Source organism: uncultured Demequina sp. (assembly GCF_913055775.1).
Classification (GTDB): domain Bacteria; phylum Actinomycetota; class Actinomycetes; order Actinomycetales; family Demequinaceae; genus Demequina.
The window spans coordinates 1-18,149 of record NZ_CAJXJX010000020.1; the positions used below are offsets into that span (position 1 = coordinate 1).

Here is an 18,149-nt window from a genome sequence, read left to right on the forward strand (position 1 = left end):
TCTTCGACGGCGCCGCCGCACCCGAACTGCTCAAGGAGATGGGGCTCACCTTCGCCCTGATCCAGGTGGGGCGAGCGTCGTGACCCCACCCGCGCATCGGCCCGGCACAATGGCCTCATGATCCGTGAGGCCACCACCGACGACGCCGCTGCCATCGCCGCGCTGTACAACCCGTACGTGCGCGACACCGTCATCACGTTCGAGTACGACGAGGTCGCGGTCGAGACCATGGGCGCGCGCATCGCGGCCGTGCAGGAGCGCGAGCTGCCGTGGATCGTCGTGGAGGAGGCCGATGCGGTGGTGGGGTTCGCGTACGCGGCGCCCTACCGGCCGCGCGCCGCGTATCTGCACTCGGTCGAGACCACGATCTACCTGGACCGCGCTGCCGGCGGCCGCGGGCTGGGACGCACGCTCTATGGCGACCTCATCGAGCGTCTCGAGGCGTCGCACGCGCACTCCGCGATCTCGCTGATCGCGCTGCCCAACGATGCGTCGATCGGGCTACACCACGCGCTGGGGTTCCGCGACGTGGGCGTGCTGCACGAGGTGGGCCGCAAGTTCGATCGATGGATCGATGTCGCCTACCTGCAGCGTCCGCTGGTGTGAAGCGCGCGTGAAATAGGTCACACTCGCCGTGTTCGTGCCCGTTTGTCCTGCTTTCTGACCCTTGCGGAGCCTCGGCGACTCCCGCCACGATGGGCGTGTCGCCCTGGTGTGGCCGTGTCAGTTGGTTCTGACGCGCCACCTTTGTGGAGGGCGGCACCCGCTCCTGCGGGTTTGAACTGAAAAGAGAGAATCATGACAGTCCCCACCGCACGGCGGGGATCCGAGTCAGGCTTCAGCATGGTGGAGCTGCTCGTCGTCATCATCATCATCGGCATCCTGTCGGCCATCGCGATCCCGTTCCTCATGAACCACCGGAAGGACGCGAACGATGCGGCGGCGCAATCCGATGCGATGAACCTGGGCAGGCTCGTGAGAGCCACGTGGGAAGATCCCGACACCACGTCGGTCGCGGTCACCGTCGACGCGAACGGCAACTACGTCATCGATGGCGAGATCGCCTTCCCCGCGTCCGACGGCGTCGTGTTCAGCGGCATCACCAATGCCAACGACTACGACACGTGGTGCATCGGCTTCACTCACCCGAACGGCGACAAGGCCGCCAACCCGGGCGTGAGGTTCGACTCCCAGAACGGCTACGTCGAGCAGGCCGCCTGCTGACGGCACTCGGGGCCCCTGTCATACGCCACAGGCCCGGTCCCTGCAGCATGATGCTGCGGGGGCCGGGCCTGAGCGTCTCTGGGACCTGTACCGCTACGCGGTGCGCACCGCGCGGGTCGCGTCGATGAGGTTCTTCAGCGTGGCCGTGGTCTCCTCGTATCCGCGGGTCTTGAGGCCGCAGTCCGGGTTGACCCACAGCTGCTTGCCGGGGATCGAGTCCTTGGCCAGCTGGAGCAGCTCGGTGACCTCCTGCGTCGAGGGCACGCGCGGCGAGTGGATGTCCCACACGCCCGGGCCGATCTGGCGCTCGTAGCCGTGACCCTGGATCGCCGGGAGGACCTCCATGCGCGAGCGGGCGGCCTCGATCGAGGTGACGTCGGCGTTGAGGCCGTCGATCGCGTCGATGATCTCGCCGAACTCGGAGTAGCACAGGTGCGTGTGGACCTGGGTGTCGTCCTTCGCGCCGCTCGTGGCGAGACGGAAGGACTTCACCGACCAGTCGAGGTACGCGGGCTGGTCCGCCTTCTTGAGCGGCAGCAGCTCGCGCAGTGCGGGCTCGTCGACCTGGATGATGCCGATGCCGGCAGCCTCGAGGTCAGCGATCTCACCGCGCAGTGCCAGACCCACCTGGTTGGCGGTGTCGCCCAGCGGCTGGTCGTCGCGCACGAAGGACCAGGCGAGGATGGTCACCGGACCGGTGAGCATGCCCTTGACCGGCTTGGGGCTGAGCGACTGGGCGTACTCGGCCCAGCGCACCGTCATGGGCTCGGCGCGAGCGACGTCGCCCCAGAGAATGGACGGACGCGTGCAGCGCGAGCCGTACGACTGGACCCAGCCGTTCTTCGTCACGTCGAAGCCGTCGAGCAGCTCCGCGAAGTACTGGACCATGTCGTTGCGCTCGGCCTCGCCGTGCACCAGGACATCGAGACCCAGGTCCTCCTGGAGCTTCACGACCGTGGCGATCTCGTCCTTCATCGCCTGCTCGTAGTCGGCGTCGGAGAGCTCGCCCTTGGCCCACGCGGCGCGTGCCTTGCGGATCTCTGGCGTCTGCGGGAACGAGCCGATCGTCGTCGTCGCCAGCTCCGGCAGGTGGAAGCGGTTCTCCTGAGCCGCCGCGCGGACCGAGTACGGGCTGCGCTCGGTGTCGCCGGGCTCGACGGCCGCGAGCGCGTCCCGCACGTCCGCACGGTTGGTGCCGGGGTGCTCGGCGCGGGCCTGGAGCGCGGCGCGGGCATCCTCGAGCTCGCTCGCGACGGCCTGCTCGCCCTCGGCACGGGCCTTGGCGAGGGTCACGATCTCCGCGACCTTCTCGTCCGCGAACGCGAGCCAGCTGAGCAGCTCCTCGCCCAGGTGCTCCTCGCCCTGCAGCGTGTGCGGGACGTGGAACAGGCTGGTGGAGCTCGCCACGGTGACGGTCGCGCCCAGCGCGGCCACCGCATCGGCCTTCGCCAGTGCCGCGTCGAGGTCCGTGCGCCAGATGTTGTGGCCGTCCACCACGCCGGCCACCACAGTGGTGCCGGTGAGGTCGATGTCCGTGGGCACGCCGCCGCGGATCAGGTCGATGCCGATCGCGTCCACGCCGGCCTGCTGCAGCACCGGGAGGGCGTCGTCGAGCGAGTTGTACGGGGCCGCCACGAACAGCGCAGGGCGCTCGGTCGCCGCGACCAGGGCCTCGTAGACCTTGGCGGCGTTGGCGAGGACGTCGGCGCGATCCGCGTCGATGTCGGCGACCAGGATGGGCTCGTCGATCTGCACCCACTCGACGCCGGCGGCCTTGAAGGCGGCCAGCAGCTCGACGTACACCGCGACCAGGTCGTCCAGGCGCTCGATGGGCTCGAAGCCGGTGGGGGCGTCGTCCGAGGGCTTGGACAGGTACAGGTAGGTGAGCGGGCCGGTGATGACCGGGCGCGTGACGAAGCCGGCCTCCTTGGCCTCGACGAACTCGTCCACCCAGCGGGTGCTCGAGAGCGCGAACGAGGTCTCGGGGCCGATCTCGGGCACCAGGTAGTGGTAGTTCGAGTCGAACCACTTGGTCATCTCGAGCGGGGCCTTGTCGCCCTCGCCGCGTGCCACGGTCGAGTAGCCGGCCAGGTCCAGGCTGCCGTCCTCATCGCGCAGGTGCGCGAAGCGGGTGGGCACCGCGCCGAAGGTCACGGTGGCGTCCAGGACGTGGTCGTAGAACGAGAAGTTGCTGGGGATGGACGAGTCGGTGCGGCCCAGGCCCAGGGCGGTCAGGCGGTCGCGGTTGGCCGCGCGCAGCTCCTTGGCGACGGCCTCGAGCTCCGCCTCGGTGGCGTTGCCCTTCCAGAACGACTCGAGCGCCCGCTTGAGCTCACGCATTCGGCCGATGCGCGGGTAACCAAGGATGGTGCCACCGGGGAAGGCGGGCGCAGGGGCAGGCGTATTCGTGATGTCAGACATGGTTCCTCATGGAGGTGTTCAGTGCGCGGCGGGCTCGCCATTGCGCTTGGTCGACGCGTACCAGTGTCGCGCCGATGCTGTGCGTGCGCGAGTCTAGCGGGTTGGCGTGGGGTTTTCTACGCCCAATGAGACAGCCTGTCCGCATCGTGAGACTGCGAAGCGCGCGCGCCGGAATGCGCCAGGCCGCGCGGACGTTGTCCGGCCGGATGAAAGGATGGCCGGCATGGCTGAAGAGACCACCCCCAAGCAGATCACCCTCACCCGCGAGGCCGAGGGCGTGTACCTCGCGCGCAACGCCGACGGAGCGGAGTACCGGTTCGGGCACAACGTGGACGGGGCGTTGAGCTCGGTGGAGCTGCTCATGGTCGCGATCGCCGGCTGCTCGTCGACCGATCTCGACATGATGACCTCGCGCCGGGCCGAGCCCACGAAGTTCGACGTCACCGTGAACGCCGACAAGGTGGGCGGCGGCGCGCCGGCCTTCCTGCGCGACATCGAGGTGCTGTTCGACGTGGCCTTCCCGGAGGGTGAGGACGGCGACAAGGCTCGCGCGCGCATCGGCGCCGCGCTCAAGGCCGCCGAGGAGAAGACGTGCACGGTGTCGCGCACGGTCTCCCAGGGCTCCCCGGTGACCCTGCGCGAAGTCTGACCGCGTGCGGGTCGCCGCCCGCGCATCGGCCCTGCGGACTGGGCGCGCCCGCTCCGGGCGCCTAGCCCCGCAGCGGGAGGCGGCTCACGAGGTCCATGGCGGCCTCGTGCTTGTTGAACGTGATCACGTGTATCCCGGGCGCGCCCGCCTCCAGCAGCTCGCGTGACAGGCGCGCGGCGTGCTCGACTCCTGCGGTGCGGGCGGCGACGTCGTCCTCCGCGGCCTCGAGGTCCGCGACGAGCGATTGGGGGGTGGGGACGCCGGTGAGCTGCGCCGCGCGGTGGGCCCGGCGGGCACTCACGAGCGGCATCACCTCGGGAATGATCGGCAGGCCGATGCCCTGGTCGCGGGCGTCCTGCACCAGCGAAACGTACTGGTCGACCTCGTAGAAGACCTGGGTGATCGCGAAGTCCGCGCCCGCCTCCTGCTTGGCCGCGAGGATGTCCAGGCCCTGCTGGCGCCACTGCGCCATCGCGTGCTGGGCCGGGAACGCCGTGACGCCGATGCTGAGGTCACCGATGCCGTGGGCGCCCGCGACCTCGCGCAGCAGGGTGACGAGCTGGCTCGCGTAGAGGAGGCCGTCGGGGTGGGGGCGCCAGTCGCTCTGGCCCTGCGGCGGGTCGCCCCGCAGCGCGAGGAAGTCGCGCACTCCTTGGTCGAGGTAGCCCTCGATCACGTCGATCAGTTCCGCGCGCGACTGGTCGACGCACGTCAGGTGCGCGAGCGGGGGGATGGTGTGGGACTCGGCGATGCGCTGAACCACGCCGCGCGACGTGCTGCGGGTGGTGCCCGAGGCGCCGTAGGTGATCGAGATGAAGTCGGGCTCCGTGGCGGCGATGACGCGCATGGTCTGCTCGAGGGTCGCCTCGGCCGCGGGCGTGCGCGGGGGGAACAGCTCGTAGCTGAGCGTGGGCGCGTGGTCGCGCAGCAATTCACGGATGGTCATGGCGGTGGTCACCCTAGTGGGCAGGGCGTCCGGGCCGCTACCCGGGTGGGCGCGGCGCACCTTCGTCGTGCCTTTCCGTGCACAGGCGCGTGCGCTCGGAGGTCCTCCACAGAGTGGTGGGGGCCGATGCGCGGGCGGGCAGGGCGGCACGGCACACTGGCAGCATGATCACGGAGACGAACGACCTGGTCCGATGCTTCGGGGACGGCGATCCGCTGTACGCGGAGTACCACGACCAGGAGTGGGGGCGCGAGGTCCACGGCGACGCGGCGCTGCTCGAGCGGATGGTGCTCGAGGGATTCCAGTCGGGGCTGTCGTGGCTCACGATCCTGCGCAAGCGGGAGGGGTTTCGCGAGGCGTTCGCGGGCTTCGACCCCGGTGCGGTGGCAGGCTTCGATGAGGAAGACGTCGAACGGCTGATGGGCGATGCCGGGATCGTGCGGAACCGTCGGAAGATCGAGGCCGCGATCACCAATGCGCGCGCGACGCTCGCACTGCAGGAGTCCGGGCGTTCGCTGGACGCGGTGGTGTGGGGGCATCGGCCCGGCGAGGCGCGACCACGGCCCCAGGCCTGGGAGGACGTGCCGGCTCAGACCGTCGAGTCCGCGGCTCTCGCGAAGGAGCTGAAGTCGCTCGGATTCGCGTTTGTGGGTCCCACCACGATGTATGCGCTGATGCAGGCGTGCGGGCTGGTCGACGACCACATCGCGGGGTGCGTCGCGGTGCGGTGAGCCGTCCGTCCACAGGCTCTGCGATGTGACCGCTATCCACCATTTCCAGGCGCTTTGATCGTGTTTGTCACACCCCTCTGATGGGATGGAGTCATGACCTTCTCCACCGAGAGCTTCAAGCGCCAGGCGGGCGAACTGCTCGCCTACGACGGCGCTGACCTCGGTGCGCTGCCGCGCCAGGAGTTCGCGACACTGCGAGAGAAGGTCGGGCGCGCCAAGCGCAGCTTCGACGCGCTGGTGGCGGAGATCGCGGCGGAGGCGGCCTCGCGGTCGTCCGACGAGCTCGGGTGGGCGGGCATGGCCCGTAAGGAAGGGCATCGGCGGCCCGAGGGCATGATCGCGCAGGACCTGGGAATCACTCCAGGCGAGGCAGGCAAGATCATCGACGTCGGCCGCACCCTGCAGAACGCGGACGCCCCGGTGCCGGCGCCTGACGAGAGCGGGGCCGGGCGTGATGTCGAGCCGCCCGCGCCGCGGCATCACCATGTCGCAGCGGCGGTTCGCGCCGGCGAGATCAGCGTCGATGCGGCGCGGGCCATCACCGAGGCTCTCGACTCGATCGACCCCGCGGAGCCGCAGGCGGGGGACCTCGATGGGCTCGAGCAAGGACTTGTGGCGCAGGCGCGGCGGCTCACGGTGCCGCAGTTGCGCAAGGCGTGCCGGCGCGAGGTCGCCCGGCGCTCGCCGCGGGATCTCGAGAAGACCGAACGGCGGTTGCACCAGGAGCGCTTCCTCAGCTTCTCGGACGACCCTGCTGGCATGGTGATCATGCACGGCAAGCTCGACCCGCTCACCGCCGCGCCCATCAAGGCTTGGATCGAGGCGCAGGTGCGTGCCGCGCTCCACAAGTCCCGCGACGGGTCTCTGGACGGAGACGGCGTCGAAGGCGGCGCAGGCATCGCCGACGACCGGAGCCCCGGACAGATCGCCGTCGACGCGCCGGCCATGCTGGCGACACACGGACTCGACTGCGAGCAGCCCACTGCAGGCGTGAAGGCCCAGATCGTGATGCGCGTGGATGCCGAGGACCTCGAGTCCGGAGTCGGCGTGGGAGAGTGCGACCAGCTCTCGGGGCCCATCTCCGTCGCCACCCTGCGGGCGATGGCGGTCGACGCGGCGATCATTCCGGTGGTCATGGGGTCGGGCTCTCTGCCGCTCGACGTGGGTCGAGCCTCGCGGCTGTTCACCCCCGCGCAGAGGATCGCGCTGCTCGAACGCGACGGCGGGTGCTCCTGGTGTCACGCCCCACCCAGCTTCTGCGAGGCACATCACGTTCGATGGTGGCACCGCGACAGCGGCAGATCCGACCTGCGCAACGGCGTCATGCTCTGTACCGCCTGTCACCACCGCATGCATCACCAGGACTGGCGCATCGAGGTGCGTGGCGACGACGTGTGGTTCACGCCGCCCGCCAGCGTCGACCCGCATCGCACGCCGCGCATCGGGGGCAAGGCGCATCTCGACGGCGGGTACGTGACGGCGGCCTGACCGGACACACAGGGGTGAACTCTGTCTGCGGTCAGGTGGTGTCCGTGCGCAGCCGCAGGCGGCGTTCAGCAGTAGGCCCGTCGGTGCCTTTCGGTGGCGTCCGTCAGCAGGGCATCGACCACGCGCTTGTCGGCCGGCAACCAGGCGACATCGCGCCAGCCGCCGGGCTCGAGCCAGCGCAGAGCGTCGTGGTCCTCGAGCGGCCGCGGCTCCACCGCGGCGCCATCCGCGCCCGGCAGGATCCGCGCCCACCAGACGCGCATCACGAGGCGTTCGACGTCCGCGTCTCCCGGGCGGAGCATCCACACCGGGTCCTCGCCGCACTGGTCCTCGATGCCGCGTCCGTCGTCGGGGCCTGGCACCTCGTCGCCAATCTTGACCTCAACGCCCAGTTCCTCGCGCAGCTCGCGGCGCAGCGCCTGCTCCACGGTCTCGCCGCGCTCGAGCTTGCCGCCCGGGAACTCCCACAAACCCGCGAGGGCCGAGGGCGCGGATCGCCGCGCGGCCAACAGCGTTCGAGGCACGTCCAGGTCGTCCGTGATCGCCGCCGCGACCACGAGCCGTGTCGACGTGTGCCCGCCCATCAGGGGTGCGTCCCCGGCCGCGACCGCATCGGCCCTACTCCGAGACTTCCGCGTACGCCGCGGCGTCGAGAAGGCCCTCGGCCGCGCCGCTCAACTCGACCTTGAAGATCCAGCCGGAGCCGTAGGGCTCGGCGTTGATCGACTCGGGCTCATTCTCGAGCGCCTCGTTGACCTCGACGATCGTCCCGGTCACCGGCGAGAACAGCTCCGACACCGCCTTGGTGGACTCGAGCTCGCCGCACACATCGCCCGCGGTCACCGTGGCACCGACCGCCGGCGGCTCCGCGAACACGACGTCGCCCAGCGCCTCGGAGGCGTGAGCGGTGATGCCCACCGTGACGACGGAACCCGACGTCAACTCACCCGCGACCCACTCGTGCTCCTTCGAGTACTTCAACTCCTCGGGAATGCTCGCCATGTCACTCTGCCTCTCGCTTGTGGTGCCGGCCCGCGACCGGTCACGCGTCCCGCTTGTAGAACGGTAGCGCGACCACGCGCATGTGCTCGCGCCTGCCACGAACATCGACGCCCACATCGGTGCCGGGCTCTGCCAGCTGCGGGGGCACGTACGCCATCGCGATCGGCCGACCGAGCGTCGGCGACGGCATGCCCGATGTCACGACGCCCACCTGGCGGTCCTCGTGATCCGTGACCGCATAGCCCGTGCGCGCCGCACGGCGTCCGTCGCCCGCGAGCCCCACGAGGACCTTCGCGGGACCCTCGTCCTTCGCTCGCGCGAGCGCGACGCGACCCACGAAGTCGCCTCGCTTGGGACCTCCGTCGACGCCGAAGCTCACGATCCGGCCGAGCCCGGCCTCGAAGGGCGTCGTGTCGTGGCTCAGCTCGTGCCCGTAGAGCGGCATGCCGGCCTCGAGGCGCAGCGAGTCGCGCGAGGCGAGGCCGCACGGGATCAGCCCGGCACCCTCGCCGTGGCGCGCGGCGAGCTCCCAGACCTCACGGGCCTCGACCGCCGAGACGAACAGCTCGAAGCCGTCCTCGCCGGTGTAGCCGGTGCGCGCGACGAATGCATGGATGCCGCCCTCGAGCAGGATGTTTGCCGCCGTGTAGTACTTGATCGTGCGGATGTCATCCGCGCCGAGCTCGCACATGGAGGCGACGATCTCGGCGGAGGCCGGGCCCTGGACCGCAATCAGCGCGATCGCAGCCGTCTCGTCCTCGACCGTGGCGTCGAGGCCGGCCGCAGCGAACCTGCGGGTCAGCTCGGCGGCGACCTTCTCGCGATTCGCGGCGTTGGCGACCACCATGAAGTGATCCCAGTCCCGGCGGTAGACCACGAGGTCGTCGATCACGCCGCCGTCGTCCGAGCACATCATCGTGTACTTCGCACGCCACAGGCCCATGCGGCTCATGTGGCCCACGAGCGCGTAGTCGAGCGCCGCAGCGGCGTCCTCGCCGCGCACCATGAGCTCGCCCATGTGCGACAGATCGAACAGCCCCGCGGCGTTCCTGACGGCCGTGTGCTCGACGACGTCGCTCTCGTAGCGCAGCGGCATCTGCCATCCCGCGAACTCGGTCATGGAGGCGCCGAGCTCGACATGGAGGCGGTACAGGGGCGACTCGAGTGTGCTCACGGCACCAACCTACGCGACCTCACGGCTCGCGAGGGCGCCGTCGATCACAGGCCGCTGAGCAGCAGGCCGGCACCCACGAGCGCTCCCGCGACCACCAGGCTCGTCGCGACGATCGCGATGACGGCGATCGCCAGGCGCCTGCGCCGCGACGCGTCGCGGCGGCGCGTCACCTCCGCGGGTGACAGCACATGAATGGCGGGCCGGGCAGGAGAGCCCGGCTCATCGTCATCCGGAGGTGGTGGCGCGAGCTTCTCGCGCGGTGGGTACGGCGCGTCCGGAGAACCGAACGTCCCGGTCCACGTGTGAGTCGCGATGTGCTCCGGGGGGACCGAGGGCCGCTCGCCCTGACGGTGCGGCCGGGCGTCGGGCGACACCTGAGTCGCGCCCGCATCGGCCCGTCGCACCCGCGACAGCACCGTGCGATCCTCCGTGACCTCGGGCGCTTCGGCCGGCTCGGCCGAGCTCCCGGCCGCGCCAGGTACCGAACCGCGATCGACCGACCCGTCATCGGCAGCGTCGCCAGGCTTGCCACCCCGGCGCGCCGACAGCCGTGTCGCGTCGTCCCCGGCTCCCGCCTGGCGGCGGGACGCGACGATCGTGGCGTCGTCGACGTCCGGCTCAGCAGCGTCGACGTCGCTCGGCTCCTCAGCGTGGTCGGCGTCCGGCTCCGCGACCTCGTCTGCCTGAGAGTCGCGAGCGTCCTCGCCCGGGGCTCGAGTCATACGCCGGCCTTCACGCGTCCGGACACAGTCGTGTCGTCATCGTCGCGATCGCCCCAGGTACGCCAGGGGTCGGCGGAGGCATCCGTCGGCGTGTGGGCGTTCAGCGTGTCCGCGACCACGACCGTGACGTTGTCGGGAGCACCCGCTTCCTCGGCCGCAGCCACGAGGCGGGCGGCGGCCGTCGAGCCGTCGCCGGCCAGCGAAGCGATCATGCCGATGCGCGCATCTGACACGACCTTCATGAGGCCGTCGCTCGCGATGATCAGGCGCAGACCGGGGCGCGCACGCACCAGCCAGCCGTCGAAGCCGAACATGCCGTCACCGATCGCGCGCGTGATGAGATTGCGATCGGGATGATCGAGAGCCTGCTCGGGCGTGATGCGGCCCGCGTCCACGAGCTCCTGCACGTGCGAGTGGTCGACCGTGATCTGGGTGAGGCTGCCGCCCTCGAGCGCGTACACACGCGAGTCGCCCACGTTGATGACCATCCACCATGGGACGCCGTCGTGCTCGACCGCGATCGCGCCGGTGAGCGTCGACCCAGCGTCGCCACCCTCGCGATAGGACACCTCGTCGACGGCCCGGCGAGCCTGAGCGACCGCATCGGCCACGTGATCGGGCGTGGCGTTGGTCGCTCCCGACAGCGGTCGGAAAGCATCGACCACGGCCTGCGCCGCGGCCGCTCCGCCGACGTGTCCGCCCATGCCGTCCGCGACCACCTGGACCCGGCCGGCGCTCAGGTACGCGTCCTGGTTCTCGGCCCTCATGCCGATCGCCGTCACACCGGCGCCGGTGCACCACACCGCCGACATCACCCTCTCCTCTCGTCTGGCAGGATCCGCGCTTCGAGGTCGCCCAGCAGCAGCGTTCCCTCCACGAGCGCCGGGCGGTCGCCGACCACCGGCCACTCGTCGTCCCCATCGCGAAGGTACGTGCCGTTGGTGGAGCCCAGGTCGCGCACGTACCAGCCGCCCTGCTCGAAGGTCAGCTCGGCGTGGACCTTGGACATGGTGCGCGTGGAGTCCTCGATCGCGAGGGTCTCGGGAGACGGCCGCGCGGTCGCCCGCCCCACGACCACCGAGTCCTCGGGCAGCCGATACCGCGCGCCGCCCACCACCTCGAGGACCCACGATGCGTTTCTGCGCTTGACCACGATGGTCTGCTCCTCGGGATCCTCGGGTGGATCCTGGGCGTCGTCGGCGGGAGCGCTGGGTGCGGTCGAGCCGGCGGTCGGAATCGGCAGCGCCGATGCAGCGGTCGCCTCGGGGGACGAAGCGGTGGTCGCCTCGGGGGACGGAGCAGTGGTCGCCTCGGGGGACGATGCCGAATTCACTTCGAGAGACTGCGCAGCGGTCGCCTCAGGAGACTGCGCGGGCGGCTCCGGCGAGGCGTCGGGTCCCACGTCCCGCGGCATCTCGAGTGCCGAGGCTCCAGCCGCATCGGCCTGGTCCGAGCCCTCGCTCGACACCGGCACCACCGGAATCGCCCCGGTGACCCAGCCGGGGAGTCCGTCGTCGACGGGGTTCGGGTCGTCGGCGAGGTCGACGGAGCGCTCGGTGGCAGGTGCCGGGGTGGGTGCCGGCGCCGGGGCGTCGGTCTCGCCGGACGGCGACGACGGCGCCGAGGCTGCCGACGCTGCCGTTGACGACGAGCGCGCAAGATACGGCGAGGCAGCCAGACCCGGCGTCGGAGCCGAGGGCCTGGACTCGTCGGGCGCGGCACCAGCATCGCCGACGGGCGTGCGCGCGGTTTCCGCGACCGGGCTCGTCCTGGTGCCGTCGCCGGCCTCCGGCCTGGGGCCATCGTCGGCATCGACGCCGGCGCCCGCGCGCAATTCGTCCCATCGGCCGCCCAGGTCGATCGTTCCGGTGGACGGACCCGCCGGGTCGGGCAGCAACGGCTCTTCGTCGACGACCGCCGCGGCCGCGTCCTCGACCCCGAATCCTCGCCAACGCTCCTGCCGTCCACCGGGAACGGTGATCGGCGCGGTGTCGAGCGACTCCGGACCCGAGCCTCCCTCGATGCCTGACCCACCCGGCGCCTCGCTCTCGGTCCCGCCGCCCTCCACGGGACGACGATCGGAGTCGCCGCTCCCCGTCCGGTCGCGCCGGGGCAGCGGCAACGCGGGTGACGGCGTCGGGGCCGCATCGGGCGAGACGGCGTGCGCCGAGCCGGCACCCACCGCAACGAGACTCGAGGACTCGGGTTCGACGTCCCCTTCATCCGCGGCGGCGGTCGGCGACGGCGCGGACGCCCCTGCGGCGAGCCGCGCCGCGAGCGAGCCCGTGCGCCCGTACTTGCCCCACCCCATCACCGATGCCCAGACCACCGGCGCGAGAGCCGCGAGCCACGACAGCGCCGCCGGAGCGCGCAGCCTCATCTCGATGGTGCCCGAGCCGTGCACCCACAGACCCCAGCCCACGATCGTTCCCAGCAGCCCCGCCACCAGCCCCCCGATCAGCACGGCGCGCGCATCCACGGCGACATCCGCGAGCGCCGAGTCCGCGAGCAGGGATGCCAGGCCGCCAGCCCCCGAGCCCGCGGCGTCCGCGCCCTCGGTGCCCGCATCGGTCTCAGCGTCGGCGACCGCGAGCGCGATCCCCGCCGCCACGGCCACCAGGCCCGCCAGCCCCACGCTTCGCGCGATCGCCACGGGAGTGGCCGGCTGGTGCGCGGCCTTCGCCGCGGCGACCCAGCGCCACACCGGAATCCAGGCGCGTCCCGGTCGCTCGTCGAGCTTGCGCAGCAGCGACCCGAGCGCGAACGCCATCCACAGGTAGCTTGCGAGCATCGCCGTCAGCGCCACCGCGGCGACCATCAGCGCTTGGTCCGTCATCTCTGTCCTTCCTTCCGGTGGGCGCCACGAGAACGGCGCCCCGCCTCGCGGTGGCGTCCCGCGGTGTCGTGCTCGGGGGACCACGATCCGGGTCGCTGCCGCTCAGTTCCATCGGTGCGTCGCGGCGACGCCAGTCCTCGCCACGCCGAGCGCAGCGACACGCGCATCCTCAGCCGCCCCCACCATCCCGCAGCGCCCAGCCAGGCCGCGCGATCGGCGTCGACGAGTCGCCAGAATTCCTCGGCTTCTCCAGGGTCCGTGGCCGCGCCAGCGAAGGTGGCGCGGTCCGTGAGCTCCGCGATCCGCGCGCCGTTGTCTGTGCCGAACGCCGCAGCCGCCTCGGCCCGGGTGGCGACCGGGGGCGCCTCGTGGCCAGCGTCGAGAGCGTTGTCGAGGTACTCGTCCCACCCGCCGTGAACGGCCGCCTCGGGGTTCCCGCGCCTGCGCCTGCGGCGCCTTCCGGACTTCCACAGCAGGATCAGGAGGAAGGGCCCAAGGAGCGCCAGAGCGATGAGGGCGGCCGCCGCGCCGATGCGCACGGAAGGCAGCAGCCACAGCGAGAGGTCGTCGAAGGCCTCCTCGAAGCCGGGGTCGTCGTCTGAGGACCCGCGCTGCGACGACGGTGGCACGATGGCCTCCGCGCGCTCGGGATCGATGTCCGTCGCGTGCTCCGGGTCGGTCTCGGACGTCGTGTCCGGGGCAAGCGGCGCCTCGTGCTGGGGCGTGACGTCGGCGGCGATCCATCGGCCGTCGGCCCCCTGGACCTCCACCCACGCGGTGATGTTGCGGCCCTGGCACTCGCCGTCGGTGCACGGGGTCGTCGACGACAGTTCGGAATCGGCGGTCGTGAGGCGCGCTCCGAGCGCGACCCGCGACGGGAAGCCCAGCTCCGCAGCCACGAGCGCGGCCGCCGCGGCGAACTGCTCCTCGTCGCCCACGCCCGACACGAGGGACGGCTCTCCTGTTCCCTCCGCGATGTCCTCGCGCTCGAGCAGCTCGAGGAACAGCCGCTCGATGCGATCGTAGGAGTGCCCGGCCGCCGACGACGCGAAGACGTAGCCGTCGAGGTCCTCCTCCCACGCGTAGCGGCCACCGTCAGGGGCCGCGTCCAGCGCGTGGCTCAGGTATCCGCGCTCACGCAGCCGCGTCAGCAGCTCGTCGAGACCGCGGCCGTCGCGCGTCACCTCCTGCCGCGCCACCCACTCGGACAGCGCCGGGGGGATCAGCGACGCGTCGATCGTGGGTGCGGCGGGCGAGGAGCCCAGCGCCGCCAGGCCCGTCCCCGCGTCACGCACGTACCCGCGCACCGTGTACTGGTCGCCCGACACCACGCCGCCTCCAGCAGACTCGATGCCCGTCGCCGTCTCCGGCAGGTAGTAGAAGCCATCCACGAGCTGCGCGCGGCGCACGCCCTCGAAGTCGACGGAACCGAGCTCGCCGACCAGCGGCACCCAGATGCCTCCGCCCACGCCGATCATGATGGTCGCCTGGACCATCTGGGCGCCCTCGGCCGCGTCTATGACCGCCGGGACACGCTCGAACCTGACGGTCGGCTGGTCGGGGCCGGCGGACGCCGTGAAGGACTCGCCGTCGAAGTACGGCAGGGCGGCGATGCGCACCCGCTCGGGCGAGCCCTCCGTCACGTTCACCCGGAACAGCACCGCGTCGTAGGCGTCGTCCGAGTAGTACGTCCTCAGGGTCGCGAGCGGCGACACCGCGGAGGCCAGGGTGAGACGCGGGTCGACCACGGTGCGGGCCACCTCGCGCGATGTCTCCGCGGCGATCGGCCCGGCGATCAGCGCGGCCGTGCCGACGCCCAGCAGCAGCATCGCCGCCACCGCGACCGTGCCGCCCACGATCTGCAGGCTCTGCCGCCTGGCGAGCCGAGGCTGCTCCGTCGACCGGGCCCGCAGCCTCGCGGCGCGCCGCGTGTGGGCCGCGCGCCAGACGAACCATCCCAGCGTCAGCACGAAGGTCGCGAGTCCCACGGCGAGCTCGCGGCTCATGAACGTGCCTGCGGGGGCCCACGCCGGAGCCGCGGCCCGTGTGGCCGGCCCGAGCAGCACGGCCGTGAGCACCAGCAGGGCCACGCCGGGGGCGGCGAGCGGCCAGGCGCGGCGAGCGTGGACGGCGGCCCACGTGGTCATGGCGGTGCCGACGAGGAACAGCGCATAGATCGGCACCAGCGTGCCGCTGAAAGATCCGAGGGGCAGCGGGAGAGTGACGATGTCCTTCCACCCCGTCACCGGCCCGACCGCGAGCTCCACGAGTGCATCTGCCGCGGCGTCGGCGCTCACCAGCGCTCCCGGCACCACGAGGGTGAGACCGCCGGTCACGTAGACGATGAGCACGAGAACGGACACGACGAGCGGTCCCCTGCCCAGCCGCTCAGCCAGGACCGCCGCGGCCGCGCCGCCCAGCACGGCCACCGCCATCGCTGATAGATAGCGAACTGACTCATACACGGGGTAGAGCGCGAAGGCGGCGATCGCGGAGCCCGTCATCATGACGAGCGCGTTGATCAGCGTGAAGGTCCAGGTGGGCCGATCCTCGGGCCGGACAGGGCTCATGTCGCCCCCCGTGCCAGCAGCTGACGCAGGTCGTCGAGGATGCCCAGGCTCAGCACCCGCGTGCGCCCGAGCGCGTGCATCGACGGCTCGGACCGAGGATCGCACAGCACGGCGGCGACCGCGACGTCGCCCGGGAACGCGAGCGCGGAGGACTGCAGCTGGGCGAGCGTCTGCGCTGATCCCGTGACGAGGAACGCGAGCGAGGTCTCTCCCGAGGACTCGACGAGCATGCGGGTGAGCGTCGGGAGGGGCGCGACAGCCGATGCGGCCTCGACTCCCGCGAGGTCGTCGAGGAGCGCACGGGGCGAGGTCACGCGGAGCGAGGACAGCGAGCGGACGGACGCCTTGGCGAACTCCGGCACCTCGCCGCTGACGACCACCTCGACGTCACGACCGTCGCGGATCGCGCGCACGCCCAGCGACCCGACCGCGCTCACCGCCATCTCGAACTCGTCCGCCGAGGCGTACGAGGACTCCTCGAGGTCCAGCACGATCGAGATCGTCGACCGGCGGGTCTCCTCATACTGACGCACCATGAGCGTCCCGGTCTTCGCGGTCGACTTCCAGTGCACGCGGCGCTGCGCGTCGCCCCGCTGATACTCGCGGACTGCGTGGAACGAGATGTCCTCGTCGGTGAGGGTACGCGTGGCGCGCCCCTCGAGGTCGCGGATGAAGCCCAGCGACGTGCTCGGGATCGCGATCGTGACCGGGTGGATGTAGAGGGTGCGCACGTCCGCCCAGTGAAACTCGCGGCGCAGCAGCCGCAGAGGGTCGGCCCTGGAGGTGGTCGCCGGGCCCACGTCGATGATGCCGCGCCGGGGAGCGGGGATCACGATCGCCTCGCGATGCTGGTGCCCCCTGCGCAGCGTCGGCACGTGGAAGTCGATCAGGCCGGAGCCGACCGGGACGTCCACGCGCCCCGGAAGCGCGAGCCGGGCGGTCGGGTTGGCGACGATGATCTCGCCGTCGGCGTCGGTGCCCGCGACCACCGCCTCGTGGGCAAGCGTGAAGTCGACCTCGTACTGCTCCCGGCCGATGAGGAACGGCAGCGCGATCAGCAGCAGCACCAGTCCGGCCGCGGCGCCCATGAGCGCCTCTCCCCACCCGAATGCGAGCCCGAACACCAAGCCGGCGATCACCCAGATGACAGCCGTCCATCCGGCGGGCGTGACGATCGCCTGAGCCTCGTCCCAGACGCGCGCGACTGCCGCCGCAGTCGCGCGCCACGCATGCAGCGCCCACAGCCGGCGCGCGGCGCGGCGGCCACGGCGCTCGCCTGCGATCTGGGTGCGCGTCGTCGTCCCCACGCGGGTGGTGGTCACCCGCGTGTGGCCGGCGCGCGTGCGTCCCGCTCGGCCGTGATCGGCCCGCGTGACGCCTGTGGAGGCTTCTGTCACTCGAGATCCTTCTGCGTGGGCGGCGGGGTGTCGAGCAGCACCTGACCGATCACTGCGGTCGCGGTCACGCCGTCGAACTCGGCCTCCGGGTCGAGGATGAGGCGGTGCGCGAGCACCGGATCGGCCAGGGTCTTCACGTCGTCGGGCGTCACGTAGGTGCGGCCGTGCGCGAGCGCCCACGTGCGCGCCGTGCGCGCGAGCGCCATGGCTCCGCGCACGGACACCCCTAGCCGCACCTGGGTCGCGTTGCGGGTCGCGTCGATGATGCGGGCGACGTAGTCGAGGATGAGCGGGCTGGTGTGCACCTCGCGCGACAGGTCGGTCATGGACGCCACGGTCTCGAGCTCCACCACGGCCGGAACGGTGACGCGCGCGGGACGGCCGGCGTCGAGGATCTGGAGCGTGGATCCGTGGTCGGGGTAGCCCAGCGACGTGCGCATCAGGAAGCGGTCGAGCTGCGCCTCGGGCAGCGGGTAGGTGCCCGCCTGCTCGATGGGGTTCTGGGTGGCGACCACCATGAACGGCGCGCCCGTGCTGCGCGTGACGCCATCGACCGTGACGTGGCCCTCCTCCATCGCCTCGAGCAGCGCCGACTGCGTCTTGGGGCTCGCACGGTTGATCTCGTCCGCGAGCACGATGTTGGCGAAGATCGGCCCCGCATGGAACTCGAAAGTGCCCTTCTTCTGGTCGAACACCGTGATGCCGGTGACATCGCCCGGGAGCAGGTCCGGCGTGAACTGGATGCGCGTCGACGTGCCCTTCACCGACTGCGCGAGAGCGCGTGCCAGCGACGTCTTGCCCGTGCCGGGGACGTCCTCCACGAGCAGGTGCCCCTCGGACACGAGCGCCGTCAGCGCGAGCTCGACGACGTGCCGCTTGCCCAGCACGGCGCGCTCGAGGTTGTCCACGAGCTCGCGGAACGTGTCGGCATACCAGGTGGCCTGCTTGTCGGTGATGGTCATGTGCTCTCCTCAGTGAGGTCGTTCAAC

General features: G+C 71.4%; 16 protein-coding genes. 5 read left to right on the plus strand and 11 right to left on the minus strand.

All coding sequences use genetic code 11. The features are described from left to right. Positions 1-117 precede the first annotated feature (117 nt). Positions 118-606 carry a GNAT family N-acetyltransferase gene (locus QZ483_RS03445; RefSeq protein WP_297081590.1) on the plus strand — a complete coding sequence of 163 codons (489 nt, stop codon included), beginning with the start codon at positions 118-120 and terminating at the stop codon, positions 604-606. A gap of 192 nt (positions 607-798) precedes the next feature. Then, a complete protein-coding gene (locus QZ483_RS03450; protein ID WP_297081591.1) occupies positions 799-1,224 on the plus strand; it encodes a prepilin-type N-terminal cleavage/methylation domain-containing protein in 426 nt (141 codons plus the stop codon). A 93-nt stretch (positions 1,225-1,317) separates the two neighbouring features. On the opposite strand, the gene metE is transcribed toward QZ483_RS03450, so the two are convergent. After that, the gene (gene metE / locus QZ483_RS03455) at positions 1,318-3,645 is read right to left on the minus strand and encodes a 5-methyltetrahydropteroyltriglutamate--homocysteine S-methyltransferase (protein WP_297081592.1); all 2,328 of its coding nucleotides are present in this window, start codon (positions 3,643-3,645) and stop codon (positions 1,318-1,320) included. Positions 3,646-3,868: 223 nt separating this feature from the next. On the opposite strand from metE, the gene QZ483_RS03460 reads away from it, so the two are divergent. Further along, positions 3,869-4,294, plus strand: a complete 426-nt coding sequence (locus tag QZ483_RS03460; protein WP_297081593.1) for an OsmC family protein — start codon at positions 3,869-3,871, stop codon at positions 4,292-4,294. Between the two features lie 61 nt (positions 4,295-4,355). Here the strand turns inward: QZ483_RS03460 and QZ483_RS03465 are convergent, their stop codons facing one another. Then, positions 4,356-5,240 carry a methylenetetrahydrofolate reductase gene (locus QZ483_RS03465; protein WP_297081594.1) on the minus strand — a complete coding sequence of 295 codons (885 nt, stop codon included), beginning with the start codon at positions 5,238-5,240 and terminating at the stop codon, positions 4,356-4,358. Between the two features lie 164 nt (positions 5,241-5,404). Between QZ483_RS03465 and QZ483_RS03470 the strand changes: the two genes are divergently transcribed. Both QZ483_RS03470 and QZ483_RS03475 read left to right on the plus strand, forming a co-directional pair. Then, complete coding sequence (locus QZ483_RS03470; protein WP_297081595.1) at positions 5,405-5,971, plus strand: DNA-3-methyladenine glycosylase I; 567 nt, start codon at positions 5,405-5,407, stop codon at positions 5,969-5,971. 93 nt (positions 5,972-6,064) lie between these two features. Next, a complete protein-coding gene (locus QZ483_RS03475; RefSeq protein ID WP_297081596.1) occupies positions 6,065-7,459 on the plus strand; it encodes a DUF222 domain-containing protein in 1,395 nt (464 codons plus the stop codon). Positions 7,460-7,524: 65 nt separating this feature from the next. Here the strand turns inward: QZ483_RS03475 and QZ483_RS03480 are convergent, their stop codons facing one another. The 9 genes from QZ483_RS03480 to QZ483_RS03520 are packed head-to-tail and all read right to left on the minus strand — an operon-like array spanning position 7,525 to position 18,122. Continuing rightward, positions 7,525-8,043: a (deoxy)nucleoside triphosphate pyrophosphohydrolase gene (locus QZ483_RS03480; RefSeq protein ID WP_297081597.1), complete on the minus strand. Its 519-nt coding sequence runs from the start codon at positions 8,041-8,043 to the stop codon at positions 7,525-7,527. 34 nt (positions 8,044-8,077) lie between these two features. Beyond that, on the minus strand, positions 8,078-8,461 hold the full coding sequence (gcvH, locus tag QZ483_RS03485) for a glycine cleavage system protein GcvH (RefSeq protein ID WP_297081598.1): 384 nt from the start codon (positions 8,459-8,461) through the stop codon (positions 8,078-8,080). 40 nt (positions 8,462-8,501) lie between these two features. Continuing rightward, positions 8,502-9,635, minus strand: a complete 1,134-nt coding sequence (gene gcvT, locus QZ483_RS03490) for a glycine cleavage system aminomethyltransferase GcvT (protein WP_297081599.1) — start codon at positions 9,633-9,635, stop codon at positions 8,502-8,504. Between the two features lie 44 nt (positions 9,636-9,679). Then, a complete protein-coding gene (locus QZ483_RS03495; protein ID WP_297081600.1) occupies positions 9,680-10,357 on the minus strand; it encodes a hypothetical protein in 678 nt (225 codons plus the stop codon). Further along, on the minus strand, positions 10,354-11,169 hold the full coding sequence (locus QZ483_RS03500; RefSeq protein WP_297081601.1) for a PP2C family serine/threonine-protein phosphatase: 816 nt from the start codon (positions 11,167-11,169) through the stop codon (positions 10,354-10,356). Before QZ483_RS03500 ends, QZ483_RS03495 begins: the two co-directional genes overlap by 4 nt. Beyond that, on the minus strand, positions 11,169-13,193 hold the full coding sequence (locus QZ483_RS03505; protein WP_297081602.1) for an FHA domain-containing protein: 2,025 nt from the start codon (positions 13,191-13,193) through the stop codon (positions 11,169-11,171). Before QZ483_RS03505 ends, QZ483_RS03500 begins: the two co-directional genes overlap by 1 nt. Then, complete coding sequence (locus QZ483_RS03510; RefSeq protein ID WP_297081603.1) at positions 13,190-15,763, minus strand: transglutaminase domain-containing protein; 2,574 nt, start codon at positions 15,761-15,763, stop codon at positions 13,190-13,192. Before QZ483_RS03510 ends, QZ483_RS03505 begins: the two co-directional genes overlap by 4 nt. Further along, positions 15,760-17,160: a DUF58 domain-containing protein gene (locus tag QZ483_RS03515; RefSeq protein ID WP_297081604.1), complete on the minus strand. Its 1,401-nt coding sequence runs from the start codon at positions 17,158-17,160 to the stop codon at positions 15,760-15,762. The genes QZ483_RS03510 and QZ483_RS03515 overlap by 4 nt, the downstream gene beginning before the upstream one ends. Then, on the minus strand, positions 17,157-18,122 hold the full coding sequence (locus tag QZ483_RS03520) for a MoxR family ATPase (protein ID WP_297081605.1): 966 nt from the start codon (positions 18,120-18,122) through the stop codon (positions 17,157-17,159). Before QZ483_RS03520 ends, QZ483_RS03515 begins: the two co-directional genes overlap by 4 nt. Positions 18,123-18,149 lie beyond the last annotated feature (27 nt).

What these genes read in the sequence shown, in the direction of transcription:
- QZ483_RS03445 (WP_297081590.1), top strand. Translation starts at nt 118, where the DNA reads ATGATCCGTGAGGCCACCACCGACGACGCCGCTGCCATCGCCGCGCTG.
- QZ483_RS03450 (WP_297081591.1), top strand. Translation starts at nt 799, where the DNA reads ATGACAGTCCCCACCGCACGGCGGGGATCCGAGTCAGGCTTCAGCATG.
- metE (WP_297081592.1), bottom strand. Translation starts at nt 3,645, where the DNA reads ATGTCTGACATCACGAATACGCCTGCCCCTGCGCCCGCCTTCCCCGGT.
- QZ483_RS03460 (WP_297081593.1), top strand. Translation starts at nt 3,869, where the DNA reads ATGGCTGAAGAGACCACCCCCAAGCAGATCACCCTCACCCGCGAGGCC.
- QZ483_RS03465 (WP_297081594.1), bottom strand. Translation starts at nt 5,240, where the DNA reads ATGACCATCCGTGAATTGCTGCGCGACCACGCGCCCACGCTCAGCTAC.
- QZ483_RS03470 (WP_297081595.1), top strand. Translation starts at nt 5,405, where the DNA reads ATGATCACGGAGACGAACGACCTGGTCCGATGCTTCGGGGACGGCGAT.
- QZ483_RS03475 (WP_297081596.1), top strand. Translation starts at nt 6,065, where the DNA reads ATGACCTTCTCCACCGAGAGCTTCAAGCGCCAGGCGGGCGAACTGCTC.
- QZ483_RS03480 (WP_297081597.1), bottom strand. Translation starts at nt 8,043, where the DNA reads ATGGGCGGGCACACGTCGACACGGCTCGTGGTCGCGGCGGCGATCACG.
- gcvH (WP_297081598.1), bottom strand. Translation starts at nt 8,461, where the DNA reads ATGGCGAGCATTCCCGAGGAGTTGAAGTACTCGAAGGAGCACGAGTGG.
- QZ483_RS03495 (WP_297081600.1), bottom strand. Translation starts at nt 10,357, where the DNA reads ATGACTCGAGCCCCGGGCGAGGACGCTCGCGACTCTCAGGCAGACGAG.
- QZ483_RS03500 (WP_297081601.1), bottom strand. Translation starts at nt 11,169, where the DNA reads ATGTCGGCGGTGTGGTGCACCGGCGCCGGTGTGACGGCGATCGGCATG.
- QZ483_RS03505 (WP_297081602.1), bottom strand. Translation starts at nt 13,193, where the DNA reads ATGACGGACCAAGCGCTGATGGTCGCCGCGGTGGCGCTGACGGCGATG.
- QZ483_RS03510 (WP_297081603.1), bottom strand. Translation starts at nt 15,763, where the DNA reads ATGAGCCCTGTCCGGCCCGAGGATCGGCCCACCTGGACCTTCACGCTG.
- QZ483_RS03520 (WP_297081605.1), bottom strand. Translation starts at nt 18,122, where the DNA reads ATGACCATCACCGACAAGCAGGCCACCTGGTATGCCGACACGTTCCGC.